Annotated in this window: 12 protein-coding genes; 7 read left to right on the top strand and 5 right to left on the bottom strand. The window is 74.1% G+C overall.

What is annotated here, in order from left to right; genetic code table 11:
• Nucleotides 1–19: 19 nt before the first annotated feature.
• Complete coding sequence (locus MMF94_RS10565; RefSeq protein ID WP_241036161.1) at nucleotides 20–253, top strand: hypothetical protein; 234 nt, start codon at nucleotides 20–22, stop codon at nucleotides 251–253.
• A 22-nt stretch (nucleotides 254–275) separates the two neighbouring features.
• Here MMF94_RS10565 and pgm read toward each other — a convergent pair whose 3' ends face one another.
• Nucleotides 276–1904, bottom strand: a complete 1629-nt coding sequence (gene pgm, locus MMF94_RS10570) for a phosphoglucomutase (alpha-D-glucose-1,6-bisphosphate-dependent) (protein ID WP_241036162.1) — start codon at nucleotides 1902–1904, stop codon at nucleotides 276–278.
• A gap of 230 nt (nucleotides 1905–2134) precedes the next feature.
• Here pgm and MMF94_RS10575 point away from each other — a divergent pair, with 230 nt between their 5' ends.
• Entirely contained in the window at nucleotides 2135–2629 is a 495-nt protein-coding gene (locus MMF94_RS10575; protein WP_241036163.1) for a hypothetical protein, read from the top strand.
• A 127-nt stretch (nucleotides 2630–2756) separates the two neighbouring features.
• On the opposite strand, the gene MMF94_RS10580 is transcribed toward MMF94_RS10575, so the two are convergent.
• Nucleotides 2757–3140, bottom strand: a complete 384-nt coding sequence (locus MMF94_RS10580) for a hypothetical protein (RefSeq protein ID WP_241036164.1) — start codon at nucleotides 3138–3140, stop codon at nucleotides 2757–2759.
• Nucleotides 3141–3324: 184 nt separating this feature from the next.
• Here MMF94_RS10580 and recC point away from each other — a divergent pair, with 184 nt between their 5' ends.
• The 5 genes from recC to MMF94_RS10605 all read left to right on the top strand — a co-directional run bounded on the left by recC (nucleotide 3325) and on the right by MMF94_RS10605 (nucleotide 14354).
• Nucleotides 3325–6654: an exodeoxyribonuclease V subunit gamma gene (gene recC, locus MMF94_RS10585; protein ID WP_241036165.1), complete on the top strand. Its 3330-nt coding sequence runs from the start codon at nucleotides 3325–3327 to the stop codon at nucleotides 6652–6654.
• Nucleotides 6651–10034: a UvrD-helicase domain-containing protein gene (locus MMF94_RS10590; RefSeq protein WP_241036166.1), complete on the top strand. Its 3384-nt coding sequence runs from the start codon at nucleotides 6651–6653 to the stop codon at nucleotides 10032–10034. The genes recC and MMF94_RS10590 overlap by 4 nt, the downstream gene beginning before the upstream one ends.
• Nucleotides 10031–11935, top strand: coding sequence for an exodeoxyribonuclease V subunit alpha (recD, locus tag MMF94_RS10595; RefSeq protein WP_241036167.1), 1905 nt, complete (start codon nucleotides 10031–10033; stop codon nucleotides 11933–11935). Before MMF94_RS10590 ends, recD begins: the two co-directional genes overlap by 4 nt.
• Before the next feature lie 150 nt (nucleotides 11936–12085).
• Nucleotides 12086–13294 carry an acyl-CoA dehydrogenase family protein gene (locus tag MMF94_RS10600; protein ID WP_241036168.1) on the top strand — a complete coding sequence of 403 codons (1209 nt, stop codon included), beginning with the start codon at nucleotides 12086–12088 and terminating at the stop codon, nucleotides 13292–13294.
• 82 nt (nucleotides 13295–13376) lie between these two features.
• Nucleotides 13377–14354: a hypothetical protein gene (locus MMF94_RS10605; RefSeq protein ID WP_241036169.1), complete on the top strand. Its 978-nt coding sequence runs from the start codon at nucleotides 13377–13379 to the stop codon at nucleotides 14352–14354.
• Nucleotides 14355–14377: 23 nt separating this feature from the next.
• On the opposite strand, the gene MMF94_RS10610 is transcribed toward MMF94_RS10605, so the two are convergent.
• The 3 genes from MMF94_RS10610 to MMF94_RS10620 are packed head-to-tail and all read right to left on the bottom strand — an operon-like array spanning nucleotide 14378 to nucleotide 19901.
• Nucleotides 14378–15382: a DNA double-strand break repair nuclease NurA gene (locus tag MMF94_RS10610; RefSeq protein ID WP_241036170.1), complete on the bottom strand. Its 1005-nt coding sequence runs from the start codon at nucleotides 15380–15382 to the stop codon at nucleotides 14378–14380.
• Nucleotides 15379–18714, bottom strand: coding sequence for an AAA family ATPase (locus MMF94_RS10615; RefSeq protein WP_241036171.1), 3336 nt, complete (start codon nucleotides 18712–18714; stop codon nucleotides 15379–15381). Before MMF94_RS10615 ends, MMF94_RS10610 begins: the two co-directional genes overlap by 4 nt.
• The gene (locus MMF94_RS10620) at nucleotides 18714–19901 is read right to left on the bottom strand and encodes an exonuclease SbcCD subunit D (RefSeq protein ID WP_241036172.1); all 1188 of its coding nucleotides are present in this window, start codon (nucleotides 19899–19901) and stop codon (nucleotides 18714–18716) included. Before MMF94_RS10620 ends, MMF94_RS10615 begins: the two co-directional genes overlap by 1 nt.
• Nucleotides 19902–19934 lie beyond the last annotated feature (33 nt).

The following is a 19934-nucleotide window of genomic DNA, read 5'->3' on the forward strand; positions in this document are numbered from 1 at the left end:
GCGGAGGAGAACAGCGGCGATGTGCGACCCCTACTCGAGCTGGTCCGGAGCACCCAAGCACTGGATCGTCGTCCCGGAACAGCGGCAGGAGCCGCCGGAGCTCGCCTCGGACGCCCGCCCTGAAGCGCCGCAGCAATCCGGGCGACGGGGGGAGCTCGCGACATTCGCGATGGCCGCCGTCCTGCTCGCCCTCGGCGCCCCGCACAGCTCGGCCACCGACCTCAGCGCGCCGACCCCGGCACCGGCTCCCTGAGGCCTGCCCTCGGGGCCCGCGATCACGCCTTCAGCGCGGTCTGCACCACCTGCCGGGCCTCGTCCTGGATCCGGGCGAGGTGCTCGGTCCCGCGGAAGCTCTCGGCGTAGACCTTGTAGACGTCCTCCGTGCCCGACGGCCGCGCCGCGAACCATCCGCCCTCGGTGACGACCTTGAGCCCGCCCAGCGGGGCGCCGTTGCCGGGCGCGGAGGTGAGCCGCTCGGTGATCGGGTCGCCGGCCAGCTCCGTGGCGGTCACGTCCTGCGTCGACAGCTTGCCCAGCTTGGCCTTCGACTCCGGATCGGTCGCCACGTCGATTCGGGCGTAGGCGGGCTCGCCGAACTTCTCCGTCAGCGCGCGGTAGCGCTCGCTCGGCGTCTCCCCGGTGACGGCGGCGATCTCCGACGCGAGCAGCGCGAGGATGATCCCGTCCTTGTCGGTGGTCCAGACGGATCCGTCGGTGCGCAGGAACGACGCACCGGCGCTCTCCTCGCCCCCGAAGCCGATGGTGCCGTCGATCAGCCCCGGCACGAACCACTTGAACCCGACCGGCGTCTCCACGAGCTTGCGGCCGAGGTCGGCTGCCACCCGGTCGATCATGGACGAGCTCACGGCGGTCTTGCCGACGCCGGCGGCGGGCGACCAGCCGGGACGGTGGCCGTAGAGGTAGCCGATGGCGACGGCCAGGAAGTGGTTGGGGTTCATGAGCCCGTCGGCGGTGACGATGCCGTGGCGGTCGGCGTCGGCGTCGTTGCCGGTGGCGATCCGGAAGTCGCCGCGGCGCTCCACGAGGGAGGCCATCGCGTAGGGCGACGAGCAGTCCATCCGGATCTTGCCGTCCCAGTCGAGCGTCATGAAGCCGAACTGCGGGTCCACGGCCGGGTTGACGACGGTGAGATCCAGCCGGTACCGCTCCGCGATCGCGCCCCAGTAGGCCACGCTCGCGCCGCCGAGCGGGTCGGCGCCGATCCGCACACCCGCGTCGCGGACGGCGTCGAGGTTCAGCACCGAGGGCAGGTCCGAGACGTACTCGCCGAGGAAGTCGTAGCGCCCGAGCTCCTGGCGATCGATCCGGCTGCGCCGCACGCCGGCCAGCTTCCCGGCGAGCAGCTCGTTGGCCCGCGCGGCGATCCAGCTCGTGGCATCGGTGTCTGCCGGGCCGCCGTCGGGCGGGTTGTACTTGAAGCCACCGTCGGCGGGCGGGTTGTGCGACGGCGTGACGACGACCCCGTCGGCCACCCCGCTCACCCGCGCCCGGTTGTGGGTGAGGATCGCGTGGGAGACGGCGGGCGTCGGTGTGAAGGCGTCGTCCCCGTCGGCGAGCACGTGCACGTCGTTGGCCTGGAACACCTCGATGGCGGTGATCCACGCCGGCTCCGAGAGTGCGTGTGTGTCCCGGCCGATGAACAGCGGGCCCGTCGTGCCGTGGGCCGCCCGGTACTCGCAGATCGCCTGGCTGGTGGCGGCGATGTGATCGTCGTTGAACGTGGTGCGCAGCGAGGAACCGCGGTGCCCGGACGTCCCGAACGACACCCGCTCACCCGGGTCGGACGGGTCGGGGTGACGGTCGTGGTACGCGGCCAGTAATGCGTCGACGTCGACGAGATCGCCTGCCTGGGCGGGGGTTCCGGCGCGGGGATCGATCGACATGAATGCTCCTGCGGTGCTGTGTCGGGGGTCGGAATCACCTTGCCATCGCGATCGAGCCGATGCAGGTCAGGCGAGAGCGATCACAGACTGCAACCGGTCATCCGATCCGGGCGTCCTGTCCTGAAGGCCCGTATCCGCCTCTGGCGGCCTGCGTTGGGCGTGACAGCGGGTACAGCGACCGTCACGTTCAGTGCTGGCGGCGTCCGCTCGAACATTTGAGGGAAGGCATCATGCGCGTTCGCACGACCGCGGCGGCAGTCATCCTCGCCGCCGCTTCCTCCATCTCCATGGCCGGCCTCGCGTATGCCCAGGACGAGGGTGGCTGCGCGAGCTTCACCTCGCAGGAGCAGGCCCAGAGCGCGCTCGAGTCCGCTGACAGCAGCGACGAGAACATCACCTCCCTCGACGCGGACTCGGACGGGCAGGCGTGCGAGGACTTCGCCTACACCGGTGACGACAACGGTGATGACAACGGCGACAACGGCAATGGCGACGACAACGGCAATGGCGACGACAACAACGACAACAACGACGGCGGTGGCGGCGGCGGCGGCGGTGGCGGCGCTCCGCAGGTCCCCACTCCCCCGGTTGGCGGCGTGGAGACGGGCGACGGATCCAGCTCCGACGAGCTGCTCCCCGGCCTGCTGGTGCTCGGTGGCCTGACCACGCTGGGTGCGGGCGCGGGTGCCATCGCCCTTCGCCGTACCGCCCGCAAGTCGAACTGAATCAACGCTGGTCGTCGGGTCACCGCCCGGCGACCGCGGCAGGGCGTCCTCAGGCCGGATCAGTCCGGTAGCCGCTGAGCCCGCTCCGGCCGGAGCACCATCGGGGAGGGCTCCGGGCGGAGGCGGCTCAGGCGGACAGGGGCGGACGCTGCTGAGGAATGCGCAGGTGCAGAGGGGTCTGGCCGGCGCGGAACCCGGTGTCGGTGGTGAGGTGGTAGTGCCCGCCTCGCGACCGGCCGCATCGGTATGAGCGGAGCAGCCGTGAGCCGAGCGACTCGAGCTCACGAGCGGCGGCCTCCGCTGCCTCCCGGGTGGGGTAGATGACCTTGCCGTCGGTGCCGCGACTCTGGCGGGGCAGCATGTGCCCTTCGATCTCGGCGCGGCTGGGTGTGCAGAAGATCGGCCGGCCACTCTTGGTCAGGCGGGCGTGGCGGTGCAGAACCTCACCACGGGCGTGATCACGGACGCCGCGCTGCTCCGGCACTCCCGGTCCGGGGATCGCGTCGCTCATGTCCGGGCTCCTCCTGCACTTCGCACCATCAGAAGATCGCGAGGCACAGCTTCCCGTTTACGCGGCAGTAGCGGGATACCACCATCGTGTCCTTTTCTCCGAAGAGCTCACTGTCAGTGACAAAGCCGCCCGCGTACGGAACTGTCCGACCCGCCACCTACCTTGTCCCTCACGAGGGAGGGGGGTGATCCGAGTGGGGCTGCACGTGCACAGGTCCGAGCGGGCCGACGCACTGGCCGATGCGCTTGGTGACCTCCTCGCCCATCCGCTCGACGATCCGTTCGCCGACGAGGTCGTCGCGGTTCCGGCGAAGGGCATCGAGCGCTGGCTGGCGCAGCGGTTGTCGCACCGGCTGGGCGCGGCGGCGGGGCGGGGCGACGGTGTGTGCGCGGGGGTCGCGTTCCCGTCGCCGGCAGCAGTGGTCGCGGTGGCCATCGGGGGCGCCGTCGGCATCGACCCACGGGAGGACCCGTGGCGTCCGGAGCGGGCGGTGTGGCCACTGCTGGAGGTCATCGACGAGAGCGCGGGCGAGCCGTGGTGCGCGCCGCTGGGGGTCCACCTCCGCGACGGCGGATCCCAGCGCGGCCGTAGGCACGCCACGGCTCGCCACCTCGCCGATCTGTTCGCGTCCTACGCGGCGGCCCGGCCCGACATGCTGGCCCGCTGGCAGGCGGGCGAGGGCGTCCCGGGCGAGCGGGCCGCCGATCTTGCGTGGCAGCCGGAGCTGTGGCGGCGGCTGCGGGAGCGGATCGGCGTCCCCGGCCCCGCCGAACGCGTCGGCGCCGCGTGCACGGCCCTGCGTGCGGATCCCGCGGCGGCGCCGCTGCCGCCACGGCTGTCGCTGTTCGGCCCCACCCGGTTGCCGGCCGAGCACCTCGCCGTGATCGCCGCTCTCGCCGAGCACCGTGAGGTGCACCTCTGGCTCGCCCACCCCTCCCCCGCGCTCTGGAGCGCCGTCGCCCCCGTAGGCCACGTTCCGCTCCGGCGCGCCGACCCCACCGCGGCTCTGCCGCGGCATCCGCTGTTGTCGTCGCTCGGGCGCGACGTCCGTGAGCTCCAGGTCCGGCTTTCGGGGTCGGCCCCTGATCTCGTCGACCACCACCACCCGCTGCCCGACCCTCCCCCCACCCTGCTCGGCAGGCTGCAGCGCGACCTGAGGGACGACCAGCCACCCAGCGGTGATGCCCCGCTGCACCCGGCGGACCGCAGCATCCAGGTCCACTCCTGCCACGGCCCGGACCGGCAGGTGGAGGTGCTGCGCGAGATCGTCCTCGGGCTGCTCCACGACGACCCCACGCTCGAACCGCGCGATGTGCTCGTCATGTGCCCCGACATCGAGACGTTCGCGCCGTTGATCTCCGCTGCCTTCGGGCTCGCCGAACCGGACGCCGCGGGCGCGCACACCCATCCCGGCCACCAGCTGCAGGTCCGGCTGGCCGACCGCGCGTTGCGGCAGGTCAACCCCCTGCTCGACACGGTTTCCCAGCTCCTCGAGCTCGCCGACGCCCGGCTCACCGCGTCCCAGGTGCTCGACCTGCTGGGCTCCATCCCGGTGCGCCGCCGCTTCCGCCTCGACGACACCGACCTCGACCGGTTGCGCGAGCTCGTCGTCCGCTCCGGGGTGCGCTGGGGGCTCGACGGGCCCCACCGCGCTCCCTTCCATCTCGACGGGTTCGCGCAGAACACCTGGTCCGCCGGGCTCGACCGGCTGCTGCTGGGCGTCACGATGGCGGGCGGCTCCGGGGAGCAGGGGTGGCTCGGCACCGCGCTGCCGCTGGAGGAGGTCGACTCCGGCGACGTCGAGCGCATCGGGCGCCTGGCCGAGTTCGTCGACCGGCTGGCCGCCACCCTGGCCCGGCTGGCGGGCGATCACACGCTCGACGAGTGGGTCACGGCGCTGGTCGCCGGGCTCGACGCACTCACCGACACCACTACCACCGACGCCTGGCAGGCGGCTCAGGCCTGCGGCGAGCTGGCCGACGCCGCCCGTGCCGCCGGACCCCACGCCGCCACCGTCCCACTCGGGCTTGCCGACATCCGGGGGCTTCTCACGGAGCGGCTGCGCGGCCGGCCGACGCGCGCCAACTTCCGCACCGGCACGCTCACGGTCGCCACGCTCGTGCCGATGCGGTCGGTCCCGCACCGGGTGGTCTGCCTGCTCGGGCTCGACGACGGGGTGTTCCCCCGCGTCGGCGTCCCCGACGGCGACGACGTCCTCGCACGCGATCCCCTGGTGGGCGAGCGCGATCCCCGCAGCGAGGACCGCCAGCTGATGCTCGACGCGATCTGCGCGGCCACCGAGCATCTCGTCGTCGTGCACTCGGGGGCCGACGAGCGCACAGGAGCCCGGCGCCCACCCGCGGTGCCGCTCGGGGAGCTGCTCGACACGATCGAGGCCACCGCCGGTCCCGCCGGTCGTCAGCACGTCATGGTGCGCCATCCGCTGCAGCCGTTCGACGCCCGCAACTTCACCCCGGGAGCGCTGACCACGCCCGGCCCGTTCAGCTTCGACCGCACCGAGCTGGCCGGAGCGCGGGCGGCAGCCGGCACGAAGGCGCCGCCCGCACCCTTCGTGCGGGGGCCGCTCCCGCCCGTCGAGCGGGAGGTCGTGGCGTTGGACGATCTCGTCGCGTTCCTGGAGCACCCGGTCAAGGAGTTCCTCCGGCAGCGGGTCGGGCTGTCGCTCTTCGCCGGGGAGGACGACCCGTCCGACGCGCTACCGGTGGATCTCGACGGGCTGGCCACGTGGGCGATCGGCGACCGGCTGCTGCGTGACCGGCTCGCCGGCCACGATCTCGACCACTGCCGGCAGGCGGAGTGGCGGCGCGGGGAGCTGCCCCCGGGTGCGCTGGGCGACGCCGTGCTCCGCCGGGTGCTCGACGACGTCGAGCCGCTCGTGGCCGCCGCGGCGCCGCTCCTGGTGGGTGAGGCAGCGGATCGCGACGTGGACGTCGCGCTGCCCGGCGGCGTCCGCGTGGTGGGCACGCTCGGCGGACTCCACGGCACGGCGCTGGTGCGCGTCGAGTTCTCCCGGCTGGCGCCGAAGCAGCGCATGCGGGCGTGGGTCCGGCTCCTGGCGCTCACCGCGTCCAGCCGGGAGCCGTGGTGCGCGATCACGATCGGCCGGGGCACGCGGTTCGGGCTGAGCAGGGCGAGCGCGGGCCCGCTCGATCCCGATCAGGCCACCGAGCTGCTCGCCGAACTGGTGGAGCTCCACCGTGCGGGCCTGCGGGAGCCGCTCCCGCTGCCCACCGTCGCGGGCCACACCTACGCCTCGGTCCGGCGCGGCGGTGCCGACGCCGAGGCGGCCCTCGACGAGGCGCTGCGGAAGTGGACCAACGGCGCGGGTGCCGAGCAGGCCGACGATGCGCACGTACGGGTCTGGGGGCGGGCGCCGGGGCCGGACGTGCTCGTCGGGCCGGGCGATCCCGGGAGCGAGCCCACCCGGTTCGGGGCGCTCGCCATGCGCCTGTGGGCACCCTTGCTGACGGCAGAGGACGTGGTACGGCTGTGACGACAACCATCGGTCGCACCCCCGTACTCGCCCCGGCCTCGTTCGACGTCTGCGGTCCCCTGCCCACCGGCACCACGGTCCTCGAGGCGAGCGCCGGCACCGGCAAGACGTTCACGATCGCCGCGCTCGCCGCCCGCTACGTCGCGGAGGGCCACGCCACGCTGCCCGAGCTGATGCTGGTCACGTTCGGCCGGGAGGCCAGCCAGGAGCTGCGCGAACGGGTCCGTGAGCGGCTCGTGTCGGCCGAGCGGGCCTTGGCCGACCCGTCCGCGGCGCGCAGTGGTGACGACGAGGTGGTCCGGCTGCTGGCCGACGCCGCCGACCACGAGGTCGCGGCCCGCAGAGCCCGGCTCGCCCGCGCTCTGGCCCAGTTCGACGCCGCCACGATCGCCACCACCCACCAGTTCTGCCAGCAGATGCTCGCCGGGCTGGGGGTCGCGGGCGACGGCGATCCGGACGCCGTGTTCGTCGACTCGATCGACGACCTGCTCACCGAGGTGGTCGACGACTTCTACGTGCGCAAGTACGGCGCGCACGCCGCAGGCACGCCCGCCTTCAGCCGGTCAGAGGCGCTCGTGCTGGCCCGCCACGCCGTGTACGACGGGCAGGCGCGGCTCGAGCCCCTCGACGCCACCCCGGGGAGCACAGCGCACGTCCGCCACCGCTTCGCCGTCGCGGTGCGGGGTGAGGTGGCCCGCCGCAAGCGGGCGCAGCGGATCTACACCTACGACGACATGCTCACCCGGCTCGCCGACGCGCTGGCCGACCCTGCGCGGGGTGCGCCGCAGCGGCTGCGCGACCGGTACCGCGTCGTGCTCGTCGACGAGTTCCAGGACACCGACCCGGTGCAGTGGGACATCCTGCGCCGCGCCTTCCACGAGCACACCACGCTGGTGTTGATCGGCGACCCGAAACAGGCGATCTACGCCTTCCGTGGCGCCGACGTCGTCAGCTACCTCGACGCCACCGAGAGCGCACGTCAACACGCCACACTCGCCCGCAACTGGCGCAGCGACGCCTCGCTGCTCACCGCGCTCGACGTCGTGTTCGCGGGCGCGGCGCTGGGCGACCGGCGCATCACCGTGCATCCCGTCGAGGCCGCGCATCACGACCGGCAGCTGGCCGGAGCACCGGTCGACGCGCCGTTGCGGATCCGAGTGGTGTCCCGCGTCGGGCTGCCCCGGGCGCCCAAGCGCGACCTCGCCGTCGTCGGCCCGGCGCGCGACCTCGTCGCACGCGACGCCGCGGCCGACATCGCCGCGCTGCTGGCGAGCCCGGCCCGCGTCGCGGGCGAAGCGGTGGTGCCGGGCGACGTGGCCGTTCTGGTACGCACCAACGAGCAGGGTTCGCGGATTCGCGACGCCCTGGCCGCGGCGGGTGTCCCGGCCGTGCTCTCGGGCACGGCGAGCGTCTTCGGCACCCCGATCGCCCGCGAGTGGCTCACCTTGCTCGAGGCGCTGGAGCAGCCGAGGGCGTTCCGCGCCCGCGCGGCTGCTCTCACCTGCTTCCTGGGCCACACGGTCGAGGAGCTGTGCGGTCCAGGGGCCGACGATCTGCTCGACGCCCTCGGCGGCACGCTGCGCGCGTGGGCCGCCGTGCTCCACGACCGCGGCGTCGCGGCCCTGCTGGAGGCGGTCACCACCGCCACGGCGCTGCCCCGTCGCCTGCTCGCCACATCCGACGGCGAGCGTCGGCTCACCGACCTGCGCCACGTTGCGCAGGCTCTGCACGCGGCGGCCGTGGCCGAGCACCTCGGCCCGGCTGCGCTCACCGACTGGCTGCGCCACCGCATCTCCGACGCCGCGGAGGACGTCGGCGCGGAGCGCAGCAGGCGCCTGGAGTCCGACGCCGCCGCGGTGCAGATCATCACCATCCACCGCAGCAAGGGCTTGGAGTTCCCGATCGTCTACGTGCCGTTCGGGTGGGACCGCAACGTCCGCGACCCCGAGGTGCCGTTGCTGCACGACGAGTCGGGCGCCCGCGTGCTCGACGTCGGCGGCGAGACCGGCGAGGGGTGGAAGGAACGGTGCGCGCGGCATCGGCTCGAGGAGGCCGGGGAGGACCTGCGCCTGTTCTATGTGGCGCTCACGCGTGCGCGCTCCCAGGTGGTCACGTGGTGGGTGCCGGCCACCACCACCGCGACGTCGCCGGTGCACCGGCTGCTCATCGGGCGACCGGCCGAAGGCACCGACCCCGCTGAGGCCTACCGGGTGCCGCCCGACGCTGCGGCCCTGGCCGCGCTGCGCGAGCTGGCCCGCGCGGAGATCGCGGTCGAGGAGGTCGGGCTGCGGCCCGCCGCCGATTTCACCGCGGCCGGGTCCGAGCCGGGTGACCTGCGGGCGGCCGAGTTCGCGCGCCGGCTCGAGGGCGACTGGCGCCGCACCTCCTACAGCGCGCTCACGGCCACCGCGGGCCACGGTCCCGGGGTCGGCAGCGAGCCCGAAGAGCCCGGCACCGACGACGAGGGGAGCCCGGAGAGCGAGGAGGCGGACGGCGGCGGAACGGTCGGCGTGATCGGGGAGACAGACCAGCCCGCCGACGGCGAGGGCCTGGCGTCGCCGATGGGCGAGCTGCCGGTCGGTGCCGGGTTCGGCACCCTCGTGCATGCGATCTTCGAGGCGGCCGATCTCACGGCGGCCGACCTGCCGACCGAGCTCAGTGCCCACGCCCACGAGCAGCTCGCGTTGCACCCCACCCCCGGCGTCGATGCCGATGTGCTCGCCGCCGCGTTGCTGCCTGCGGCGCTCACGCCGATGGGGCCGCTCGCCGGTGGCCTCCGGCTCGCCGACATCGCCCCGCGCCACCGGCTCGCCGAGCTCGACTTCGAGCTCCCCCTCGCAGGCGGCGACGGGCCCGGCGCCGCCGTGCCGCTCGGTGCGGTCGCGCCGTTGCTGCGCCGCCACCTGGCGGCCGACGACCCTCTGGTGGGCTACCCGGATGTCCTCGCCGGGCTTCCCGAACAGCAGTTGCGTGGCTACCTCACCGGGAGCATCGACGCCGTGCTCCGGCTGCCGGACGAGCGGTTCGCGGTGGTCGACTACAAGACCAACTGGCTGGGCCCGCTCGGGCCTGACGGCCGGGCGCCACTCACCTCCGCCCACTACACGCCAGCGCGTCTCGCCGACGCGATGATCGCGGCGCAGTACCCGCTGCAGGCGCTGCTGTACTCGGTCGCGCTGCACCGGTTCCTGCGCTGGCGACAGCCCGGTTACGAACCGGGGCGCCACCTGGGCGGCGTGCTCTACCTGTTCGTCCGCGGTATGTGCGGCGCCGACACCCCCGTGGTCGACGGTGTTCCGTGCGGGGTGTTCAGCTGGAATCCGCCCGCGGCGCTGGTGGTGGAGCTCTCCGCGCTGCTCGACGGCGAGGTCTCGCGATGACCGGAGTGGCCGAGGCCCTCGCCGGGCCGACGTCCGCCGCGGCCGGACCCACGCGCGATGGTGCCGCCGCAGCCGCCGCACCGGTCGATCCGGGGGACATGCGCCTCGCCCACTCGGCCACCGGCCTGCTGGCCGCGTTCAACGCCGCGGGGGTGCTGGAGCCCTCCGACGTCCACGTCGCCACGAGGGTGGGGCGGCTCGGCGGTGAAGCGCGCGAGGAGGTGCTGCTCGCGGTGGCGCTGGCCGTGCGGGCGGTGCGGCAGGGCTCGGTGTGCGTCGACCTCGCCGACGTCAGCCGCACCGTGCTGGGCGAGGGCGACGAGCTCGTCGACGTGTCCGCCCTGCCCTGGCCGGAGCCCGCGGGCTGGCTCGCGATGTGCACGGCCGGACCGCTCGTCGCCGACGGGGCGGATGCGCCGCCCGGCCGGCCGCTGCGGGCGGTCGACGGGCTGCTCTACCTCGACCGCTACTGGCGCGAGGAGGAGCAGGTGCGGTGCTCGCTTGCTGAGCGGGCGGCAGCCGCCCCGCCGCAGGTCGACCTGCCGAGGCTCGCCACCGGGCTCCACCGGCTCTTCCCGGCCGCCGGATCGGAGAAGCAGCGGCTCGCGTCGGCGGTGAGTGCGCTGCGCCGGGTCACCGTGCTGGCCGGTGGTCCCGGCACCGGCAAGACCACCACCGTGGCGCGGCTGCTGGCGCTGCTGCACGACCAGCCCGGGCCGCCACCCCGCGTCGCACTGGCCGCCCCCACCGGCAAAGCCGCGGCACGCCTGCAGGAGGCGGTGGCGGCGGAGCTTCCGGCGCAGCTGCGAGGGCGTGTGCCCGAGGCGGCCACTCTGCACCGGCTGCTCGGGTGGCGGCCCGGCACCCGACGCTTCCGCTACGACCGCACCCAGCGGCTGCCGTTCGACGTGGTGGTCGTGGACGAGACGTCCATGGTGTCGCTCACGATGATGGCCCGGCTGCTCGAGGCCGTCCGGCCGCAGGCTCGGCTGGTGCTGGTCGGCGACCCCGATCAGCTCGCGTCCGTCGAGGCCGGAGCCGTGCTGGGCGATCTCGCCCGCGCTCCCGGCCGTCCCGAGACCGCCCTCGATGCGGCGCTGGCCGAACTCGGCCTGCCCGGCGGGGTGGTGAACGGTGTCGTCACGCTCGACCACGTCTGGCGTTTCGGCGGCGCGATCGCCGAGTTCGCCAGGGCGGTGCAGGCAGGCGACGCCGATGCCGCGGTCGCCCTGCTGCGCAGTGGCCGCCCGGATCTCGCCTTCGCGGCGGCACCCGAGGCGGTGCGCGACGACGTCGTGCAGGCAGGGCGTGAGCTGGCCAGGGCGGCGGCCGCGGGTGAGGTCGAGACCGCCCTCGCCGCGCTCGAACAGCACCGGGTGCTGTGTGCCCACCGGCAGGGCCCCTACGGGGTGGCGCGGTGGACCATGGAGATCGAGCGCTGGCTGGGCAGCCCCCACGCCGCACGCGCAGGCGCCCCGCGCGGGAGCGCTCCGGCCGGCCCCTGGTACCCCGGCCGCCCGGTGCTGGTCACCGCCAACGACTACGACACCGGCCTCTTCAACGGCGACACGGGCGTGGTCGTGCAACAGCCCGAAGGGCTGCGGGTCGCCTTCGCGCGGGGCGGGCCGCCCACGCTGCACGCGCCGGCGCGGCTGTCGGAGGTGGCCACGGTGCACGCCATGACGGTCCACCGCGGGCAGGGCAGCCAGTTCCGCCGGGTCACCGTGGTGCTGCCCCCGGCCGAGTCACCCCTGCTCACCCGGGAGCTGCTCTACACCGCCGTCACCAGGGCGCGGGAGTTCGTTCGGGTGGTCGGCACGGAGGAAGCCGTCCGCGCAGCGGTGCAGCGCCCGGTCGGGCGTGCGAGCGGGCTGCGACGCCGGCTCGGCCTGGAGAGCTGAACAAGCCTGCGGTGACGGGGCGAGGTGATCTCGTCCACACTCGGTGGCCCCGGCGCCGCCGGTGCAGTCGGCTTGAGAGGCAAGGGATTCGTAGCCCTCCGAACGACCGTCCGGACGCCGTATCTGCCTGCACGCCTTGGAGTGCCGCTCATGCACGCACCACACCTTGCGCCGACCCTGAACGACTCGACCGACAGCACTCGCGCCGCGCTTCTCGATGCCGTGCGGGCGATCGCACCGGTGCTGCGGGACAACGCGGATCGGGCCGAGTGCGAGAGCCGGCTGACCGCCGAAGCCGCCGAGGCGCTCCGCGCGGCGGGCCTCTTCCGTCTCGGTGTGCCTCGCGCCGTCGGCGGATCGGAGGCCGGCCTGGCAACCTGCATCGCCGTCGTGTCCGAGGTGGCCGTCGCGTGCCCGTCGAGCGCTTGGGTCGTGGCCCTCTCCTACGGCATTCAGCACATCGGGGCGTCGTTCGGTGACACCGTCCGCCGCGAGGTGTGGGGTGATGGCCCCGATGTGGCCATGTGCGGTTCGTTCACCGGGCTCGGCCTCACCGCCACTCGCACCGAGGGCGGCCAGATCGTTTCCGGTCGCTGGCCCTCCAGCTCCGGCTGCTATCAGGCGGGCTGGTCTGCGATCGGCATGCCGATCCTGGACGAGAACGATGTGCCGATCGACCAGGCCCTTGCCATCGTGCCTCGCGACTCCCTCTCCATCGAGGACACCTGGGACATGGTCGGGATGCGCGGAACCGGCAGCCACACACTCGTAGGCGAGCGTGTCTTCGTACCGGACCATCGGATCCGCCGTTTCGCCGACATCGCGGAGGGGGCCTCCCGGGCCGGCGAGCCGGTGTACCGGATCCCCACGGGTTCCTTGAGCCTCGCGCTCGTCGCGCCACTGCACGGAATCGCCCGAGCAGTCTTCGCGCAGACGATGGAACTGGTCGATGGCGGCAAGCCCCTCGCCATGTCGATCTACACGCGGCTTGCCGACTCACCGAGCGTGCAGGCCACGCTTGCCGACGCCATGAACCTGATCGACTCGGCCTGGTTGCACATGAGCCGATCCGCGGATTTCGTCGGCGCAGCTGCTGCGGCAGGACAGCAGCCGGACATGGTCGAGCGCACACGCGTACGGATGGATTCCAGCTACGCGTGCCGATGCCTGAGCGAGGCGGTGCAGCTTCTCCTGACGGTGAGCGGTGCGAGTTCGCTCTCGCGGGCGAAGGTCATCCAGCGCTACTGGCGGGATCTCGAGACCGCGGCTCGCCACCCCGCCCTCAACGGTGGCCTCAGCCGGGAGATGTACGGCCGGGCGCTCGTCGGCTCCCAGGATCAGGTCAGCCCGCTGATCTGAACTCCGGCCGATTCGATCACGTTCGCGCGGCGGGACGGCGCGGCGGAGATCGGCAGCACTCCCCAGCCCTGATCATGTTCCGGTGACGGACAAGCACGAGACTCCGGCCCGAGCGGACCTCGGTGCGCAGCAGCACCCGAGCACCCACGGTGATCGGCCGCGCAGTCCGGTCCCTGATCCCGCTCAGGTGACGGACAAGCACGAGACGCCGACCCGAGCGGACGCCGTGGCAACGCCGCGGCATCCGGCCGCTCCCGGTGATCGGGCGCGTGCCGCTGCCGCCGCTGACGTCCGCAACGTTCCCGTCCGGGGAGACAGCGCCGCGTCTCGGCGGCCGAAGGTGTCATCCCAGGTCCTCGTGCGGTTCGGGATCGCCGCGGTGGGTGTTCTCGCTCTGATCGCCGGTGGCGTGGGCTCGTTCGTGCTGGGTAGCGATGCGGCAGCCGTGGCCGTGCTCGCCGCCGGAACGGCGCTACTGATCGTCTCCGTGGTGCTGCCCCGGCTCACCGAGCTCGACGTGCGGACGGACGGCGTGAGCCTGAAGCTCACGCAGGAGGCCGCCGCCACGGGAGCACCCATCGCCGCGGCCGTGATGGAGAACTCCGGGCTGTCCCGCTTCGCGATCGCCTACGAGATCGTCCACGCCGAGCTCCGGGGCACCCCCGAACTCGATCACGCGCGGGTGCACCTCCAGGACGTCCTGGTGGAGCGGGCCCGGGCCATGGCGTTCGGATCCAAGATCCCCGCCGCTGAGGTCCGCGCCATCTTTCTCGAAGGATCACCGGTGCTGCGCACCCTCGCTATCGGGTTCATGAAGGGCGACCCGTCGACCGCCGACGTGGCGCTCCTGGCGTCGGCGGTGACCGCCCCGGCGTCGGCGAACGAGCAGCTCCAGGCCCTCGCCGCGATCGAGCAGCTGTGGTCAAGGTGGAGCCGCGACGAGCGGCAGTTCCTCCAGAGCCGCATTCGCTCCACGGACTTCCCGCCCGGCACGGGGAGGTCGGCCCGGGCGGCAGGCATCCTCGATCTGCCCGTGGAGCCGCGCCTGCCGCGGACCTGAGCTTCTGGTGCGGCGCCGGGCCGTCAGGCCACCGCCACCGGTTGTGCCTCACGCTCGCGCACCGCAGCCCGGCGCAGCGCCCGGTACAGCAGGTTGGGATCCCCCAGCCGCCTGCGCAGCTCCCGCTCGAGGCCGGCGATCGGATAGAGGTTCTGCGGCGCGCGCGAGTCCTTGTACTCCGCGGAGGCGAACCGCCCCAACGTCACCTGGCTCCGCGACGCGAGCGTGACGACGTCGGCGGCGGGAAGTTCCGCGCTGCACTCCACCCGCACCACCCCGGCCCAGGGGGCACCCGGACGGCAGGGCAGCCGCAGGTACCAGGTGTGGCGCCGCCACGGGGCCTCGATCCGGAACGCCGGGGTGCGCTGGCCCGGGCCGAGCGTGGCGATCACGGCCGCGAGCTGCGGCGGGAGGTAGTTGCTGTGGTGGGTCTTGACGTAACCGATCGTGCGCGGCAGGTGCTGGCGGCCCCGCAGGGAACCGTCGAGCACGAGCAGGTCGTCGAGATCGCCGTCGGCGCCGGGATGTTCCGGGGCCAGGTGGCCGCCACGGGCGGCGGTGGCGGCGGCGAACTCCGTGTCGGCGAGGGCCCTCTGCAGCGCGGAGCTGAGCACCTGGCCGGGAGCTACGCCGCTGCGCTCGTCGGTGCGCTGCGCCTGGTATGTGCCGGCGCCGGTGGCGATGTCGTCGGCCTCCGGGGCCGTGCTGAACAGGCCGCGGCGGACCTCGGGCGGCAGCAGATGGGCGCCATCGCGGCAGCAGCACACGGCCCCGGCCGCGTAGGAGGCGCACAGCGCGGGGGATGCCTGCCCTTCCTGCTCCTCCACCCACACCTGCGCGTCGACCCGTCGCACACCGTCGACGAACAACACCGCGGCGGGTGGCCGGACCGATGGGTCGGGATCGATCGGGTGCCACGCCTGCACCGGCCGCTCGACGTCGAGGACGACCTCGGCGGCCGACTCGTTGAGCTCGGACTCGACGCTCGCGCCGTAGGACGGGTCCCAGGCCTCGACGGCGAACCTCACAGGCCCTCCCGCGTGACGGACGAGGTGCGCTGGTCTCGGCGCACGGCGAACCGTACCGGCACCCGTTCGGCCAGCGCCGCCACGTGTGTGATGACGCCGACCATGCGATCACCCCGCGTGGAGAGGTTCTCCAGCGTGCCCGCGACGACCTCGAGGTTGGTCTCGTCGAGCGTGCCGAACCCCTCGTCGAGGAAGATCGACTCCAGGCGGGCCGCACCCTTCGCGGCGAGCCCGGACATCTGTGCCGAGAGCGCCAGGGCCAGCGCGAGGCTCGCCTGGAACGTCTCGCCGCCCGACAGCGTCTTCACCGGCCGCCGTGCGTCGGCGTCGGCGTGGTCGATCACCAGGAACTCGCCGCCCTCATGGGTGAGCTCGAACTGACCGGCAGACAGCTCGGCGAGGCTCCTGGAGGCATCGGCCACGAGCGTGTCGAGGGCGGAGGCCACCAGCCAGCGTGGGAACCCGTCGGAGCGCAGCAGGTTGCCGAGCAGCTTCGCGACCTGCTGAGCGGACTCCGCCTCGTCACGATCGGCGCGGATCTTCTCGGCCGCCTCCCGCCGCTCCGCGATGCGCTCCTGCGCCGACCGCGAGCGCGCGAGCACCGCCGCGACGGCGGCAGGCGCGCTGGTGCCCAGGGGCGGAGCTGCGGTGACCTGGTGGGCGAGCAGGTCCTCCCCGATCCGTCGTTCGACGGCATCGCGGGCCTCCCGGACCGACTGCGCGGCCCGCTCCGCCTCGGCGAGCCGCTCGGTTCGCACCGCCGCCTCGCGCTGGGCCCAGCCGGTGAGCGCCTGCCATCCCGCCAGCAGTTCGTCGCCGCTCACGGCGGGCGCGCCGAGCGGGACGAGCGGGTCGCGGGCCTGCCGCAGCCCCTCCCAGGCCGCCCGGACCTCACGCCCGACGTCGTCGGCGGTGCGCTCCGCGGACCGCAGCGCCGCCCGGGCGCCCCGCAGCTGCGCGTCGGCTTCCCGGCAGGCGACGTCGAGGGCGTCGAGCCGTGTGAGCTCCTCGGCGGCCTCGGCGTCCGACGGCGCGTCCGCGAGGGCGGCCTCGAGCTGCGCGGTGCGCCGCTCGATCGTCTCGACCGCACCCCGGGCGTCCTGTTCCGCACGGGCGGCGGAGGTCTCGTCACGACGGCGCTCGGCCGCGGCCCGGTCGGCCGCGGCCAGTGACTCCTCGGCGGTGTGCCGGTGGCGTTCGGCCGCCGCCACGGCCTCCTGCGCGGACGGGAGGCCGGCCGCACGCTCCTCGGCGGCCTGGCGCGCCCACGCGACCAGTGCCGTCCAGCCGCCGACGACATCGCCGTCGGCGACGGCGGGGACGCCCAGTGGCACCAGCGGGTCGCGCGCGGCGCGCAGGCCTGCGGTGGCCGCGGCGACCTCGGCGCGCAGCTCCTCCACCCCGGCTGCGGCCTCGTCGCGGCTGCGCCGGGCGCCACGCACCGCGGTGGCCGCCTCGTCCGAGGCCGCGGCGAGCCGGTCGAGCCGAGCGAGAGCCGCATCGATCTCCGCCCCCGGCACCGCGCCGGCCCGGCCCGGCAGCACGCCCTGCAGCGCGGAGGTGAGACGCACAACCGTGGCATCGAGCCGCTCCGACTCGGCGGCGATCCGCCCGCGTGCCGCAGCTGCGGCCGCCTCCCGGCGCCGGGCCTCGTCGAGGGCCCGCTCGGCTGCGGCCACGGCCCGCCGCGGAGCGTCGGGGTCGGCATCGGAGCTGCTCGGCAGCGGCGCGGGCAGCGTTGCGACCACCTGCGCGCACACGGGACACGCATCGCCCGCGACGAGCGTGGGCCGCAGCGAGGCAGCGAGGTCGGCGCGCTGGGCGAGCGCCTGCTGCTCCTGGGCGTGGTCGAGGCGGTGGCGGGTCTCGGCGACCGATCCCGCGGCGGCTGCGATCTCCTGCTCGGCAGCGGCGGCACGCTCCGCGAGGGCGTGCCGCTCCACCTCGGCGCCGTCGAGATCGTGGCGGTCGCGCCTGGCCTGCTCCAACGGTCCCCGTGCCGGCGCCGCGGCGACGGCCGTGCGCGCCTCGGCGTCGGCGCCCTCGGCCTCGACGAGCACGGCGACGGCACGGTCGAGAGCGGTGGCGGCCGCGGACCGGCGCCGATCGAGCGCGTCCAGCCCTGCCGGCACGGCCACCGACCGCAGGGTGTCGCGTTCGGCCGTGAGCCGGCGCAGGGCCTCCTGGGCTTCGGTGAGCGCGGCGACGGAAGCATCGCGGCGCGACCGCGCCTCGTCGACGCCTGCCCGGGCGTCGGCGGCGTCGCTCACAGCGGTGGCGTAGGCCGCGCTCGTCTTCTCGTGGCGCTCCCGCGCGCCCGGCAGCTCGCCGGACAGGCTCGCGAGCTCGGCGTGGTGGCGCCGCGCCTGTTCGAGCGGCCCCCGGGCCGGGGCTGCGGCGAGTCGTTCCCTGGCTGCGGTGTCGGCGGACTCGGCAACGGCGGCGCGCTCGGCCGCCGCAGCTCTTTCCTGGGCGACGGCGCGCTGCCGCGCGTCGAGCTCGGCGAGGCCGCCAGGCACGGTGAGCGCGCCGAGTTGCTCGCGCTCGCGGCGCAGCCTGGTGACCTGCTCCTGCGCGGTGTCGAGCGCAGCCGCCGCGGCGGCGAGTTCAGGAACCGCCACGCCGACGCGCTCCGCGAGCGCCTCCAGCTCACTCACCCGCGTGGAGGCCTCCTCCTCGGCCTCCGGCGTGGCGTCGGCGTACGCGGCGAGCTGCTCGGCCAGCACCTCCGACCGCTGCCGCGCCGCCGCTGCCTCGCTGTTGGCCTCCCGTGCGATCACGTCATAGACGCCGAGTCCGAGGATCCGCACCAGCTTCTCCTGGCGCTTACGCGGCTCGGTGTGCAGGAACTCCGCGAAGTCGCCCTGCGGCAGCACCACGCAGGTGCAGAAATCGCCGAAAGGCAGCCCCAGAAGATCCTCGACCGCCTTGGTGACGGCACCGGCGCCGTCGGCGAGCGGCTCGATCTCCTCGTCGGGGCCGCCGGTGCCTGCGGCGTCACGCAGCCGCTCCAGCCGGGCGCTACGCACCGACACGCTCCCGGTGGCCGCCCGCCGCAGCTCGCGCGCTGCGACGTACCGCGCACCGCCCACGTCGAACACGAGCCGGACCGTGCCGCGGTTGACGGTGGGCGCGAGCGCCAGCGCGACCGTGCGGCTGTTGTCCCAGCGCGGCACGGAGCCGTAGAGCGCGAACGTCATCGCGTCGATCACGGTGGACTTGCCGGCGCCCGTGGGGCCGACCAGCGCGAAGTACTCGGCGCCGGTGAAGTCGAGGGTGGTGGGCTCGCGGAAGGACCCGAACCCGGCGATCTCCAGCAGGACCGGTCGCATCAGCGGGCTCCGGTATCGATGTTCGGGCCCGCAAGCGACCCATCGGTGACGCGGTCGTGCAGCCGCGCGAACAACTGCTCGACGCGGGGATCGGCCACGTTCCTCGTGCCGAGGTACTCGCGGAACAGCTCGGAAGGAGCGCGTTCCGCCCCGGACGCGGGCCGCGACGATGCCACGGGCGCGGCGAACTCGGGGTCGATCCGCACCTCCAGTGCTCCCGGCAGAATCGCCATCACCTCTTCTCGCAGCCCGGCACGGGCGGGCTCGCGCACCCAGACCCGCAGGAAGTCCTCGCCCACGGTGCCCGCGAGCACCGACAGTTCGGCGACCGTGCCGCGCAGCGTCCGCAGCCGCCGCCCGGCCGTGATCGGGATGTCGGTGACCTTCGCCGGCGTGCCCGGCGCTGCCTCGACCAGGCAGACGACCGGGGTGTTGTCCTGCTCGCCGAAGTCGATGGCGAGCGGCGCGCCGCAGTAGTGCACGGGGCAGGGCGCGTCGACGCGCTGGCGGCGGTGCAGGTGCCCCAGCGCCACGTAGTGCGCCTCGACGGGGAAGATCGTGGCGGGCACGGCGTACTCGAAGATCGACTGCGCCGCCCGCTCGCCGCCCCCGAAGGTGGCGTTGAGGATCGTGAGATGGGCCATCACCAGGTTCACCGCGTCGTCGCGGAAGCCGGCGGTGAGACTCGCGAGGATGTCGCGCAGCTGCTGGTCGTAGGCGCCGGTGTTCTCGGCGGGCGTGTTCGTGACCAGCTCGGCGGCACGCACCGCGTAGCGCTGGGACAGGAACGGCAGCACCGCGACGGTGGCCCGCTCGCCCGTGGACCGGGCCGTGAACTCGACGACCCCGCCCCGCTCCGCCGTGCGCACCGAGCCGACCAGTGTGATTCCCGCGACGCCCGCGAGCGGCCGGTAGGCGTCGATGGTGGGGGCGTGGTCGTGGTTGCCCGCGATCGCGATGACCTCCGCGTTGCGGGCGAGGCCCATGAGCGTGCGGATCACGAGCTGCTGGGCCTGCGCCGACGGCGCCGCGGTGTCGTAGAGGTCGCCCGCGACGAGCACCGCGTCGACCTCGTGCTCACGCGCGATCCCGACGATCTCGCGGAGCACCTGCTCCTGCTCGTCGAGGCGCGAATGGCCCTTGAGCGTCTTGCCGACGTGCCAGTCGGACGTGTGCAACAGCCGCATGAGGTGGTCATCGTAGGCGCGCGCTCCGTCAGG

It is taken from the genome of Pseudonocardia alaniniphila (assembly GCF_022524485.1).
GTDB lineage: Bacteria > Actinomycetota > Actinomycetes > Mycobacteriales > Pseudonocardiaceae > Pseudonocardia > Pseudonocardia alaniniphila.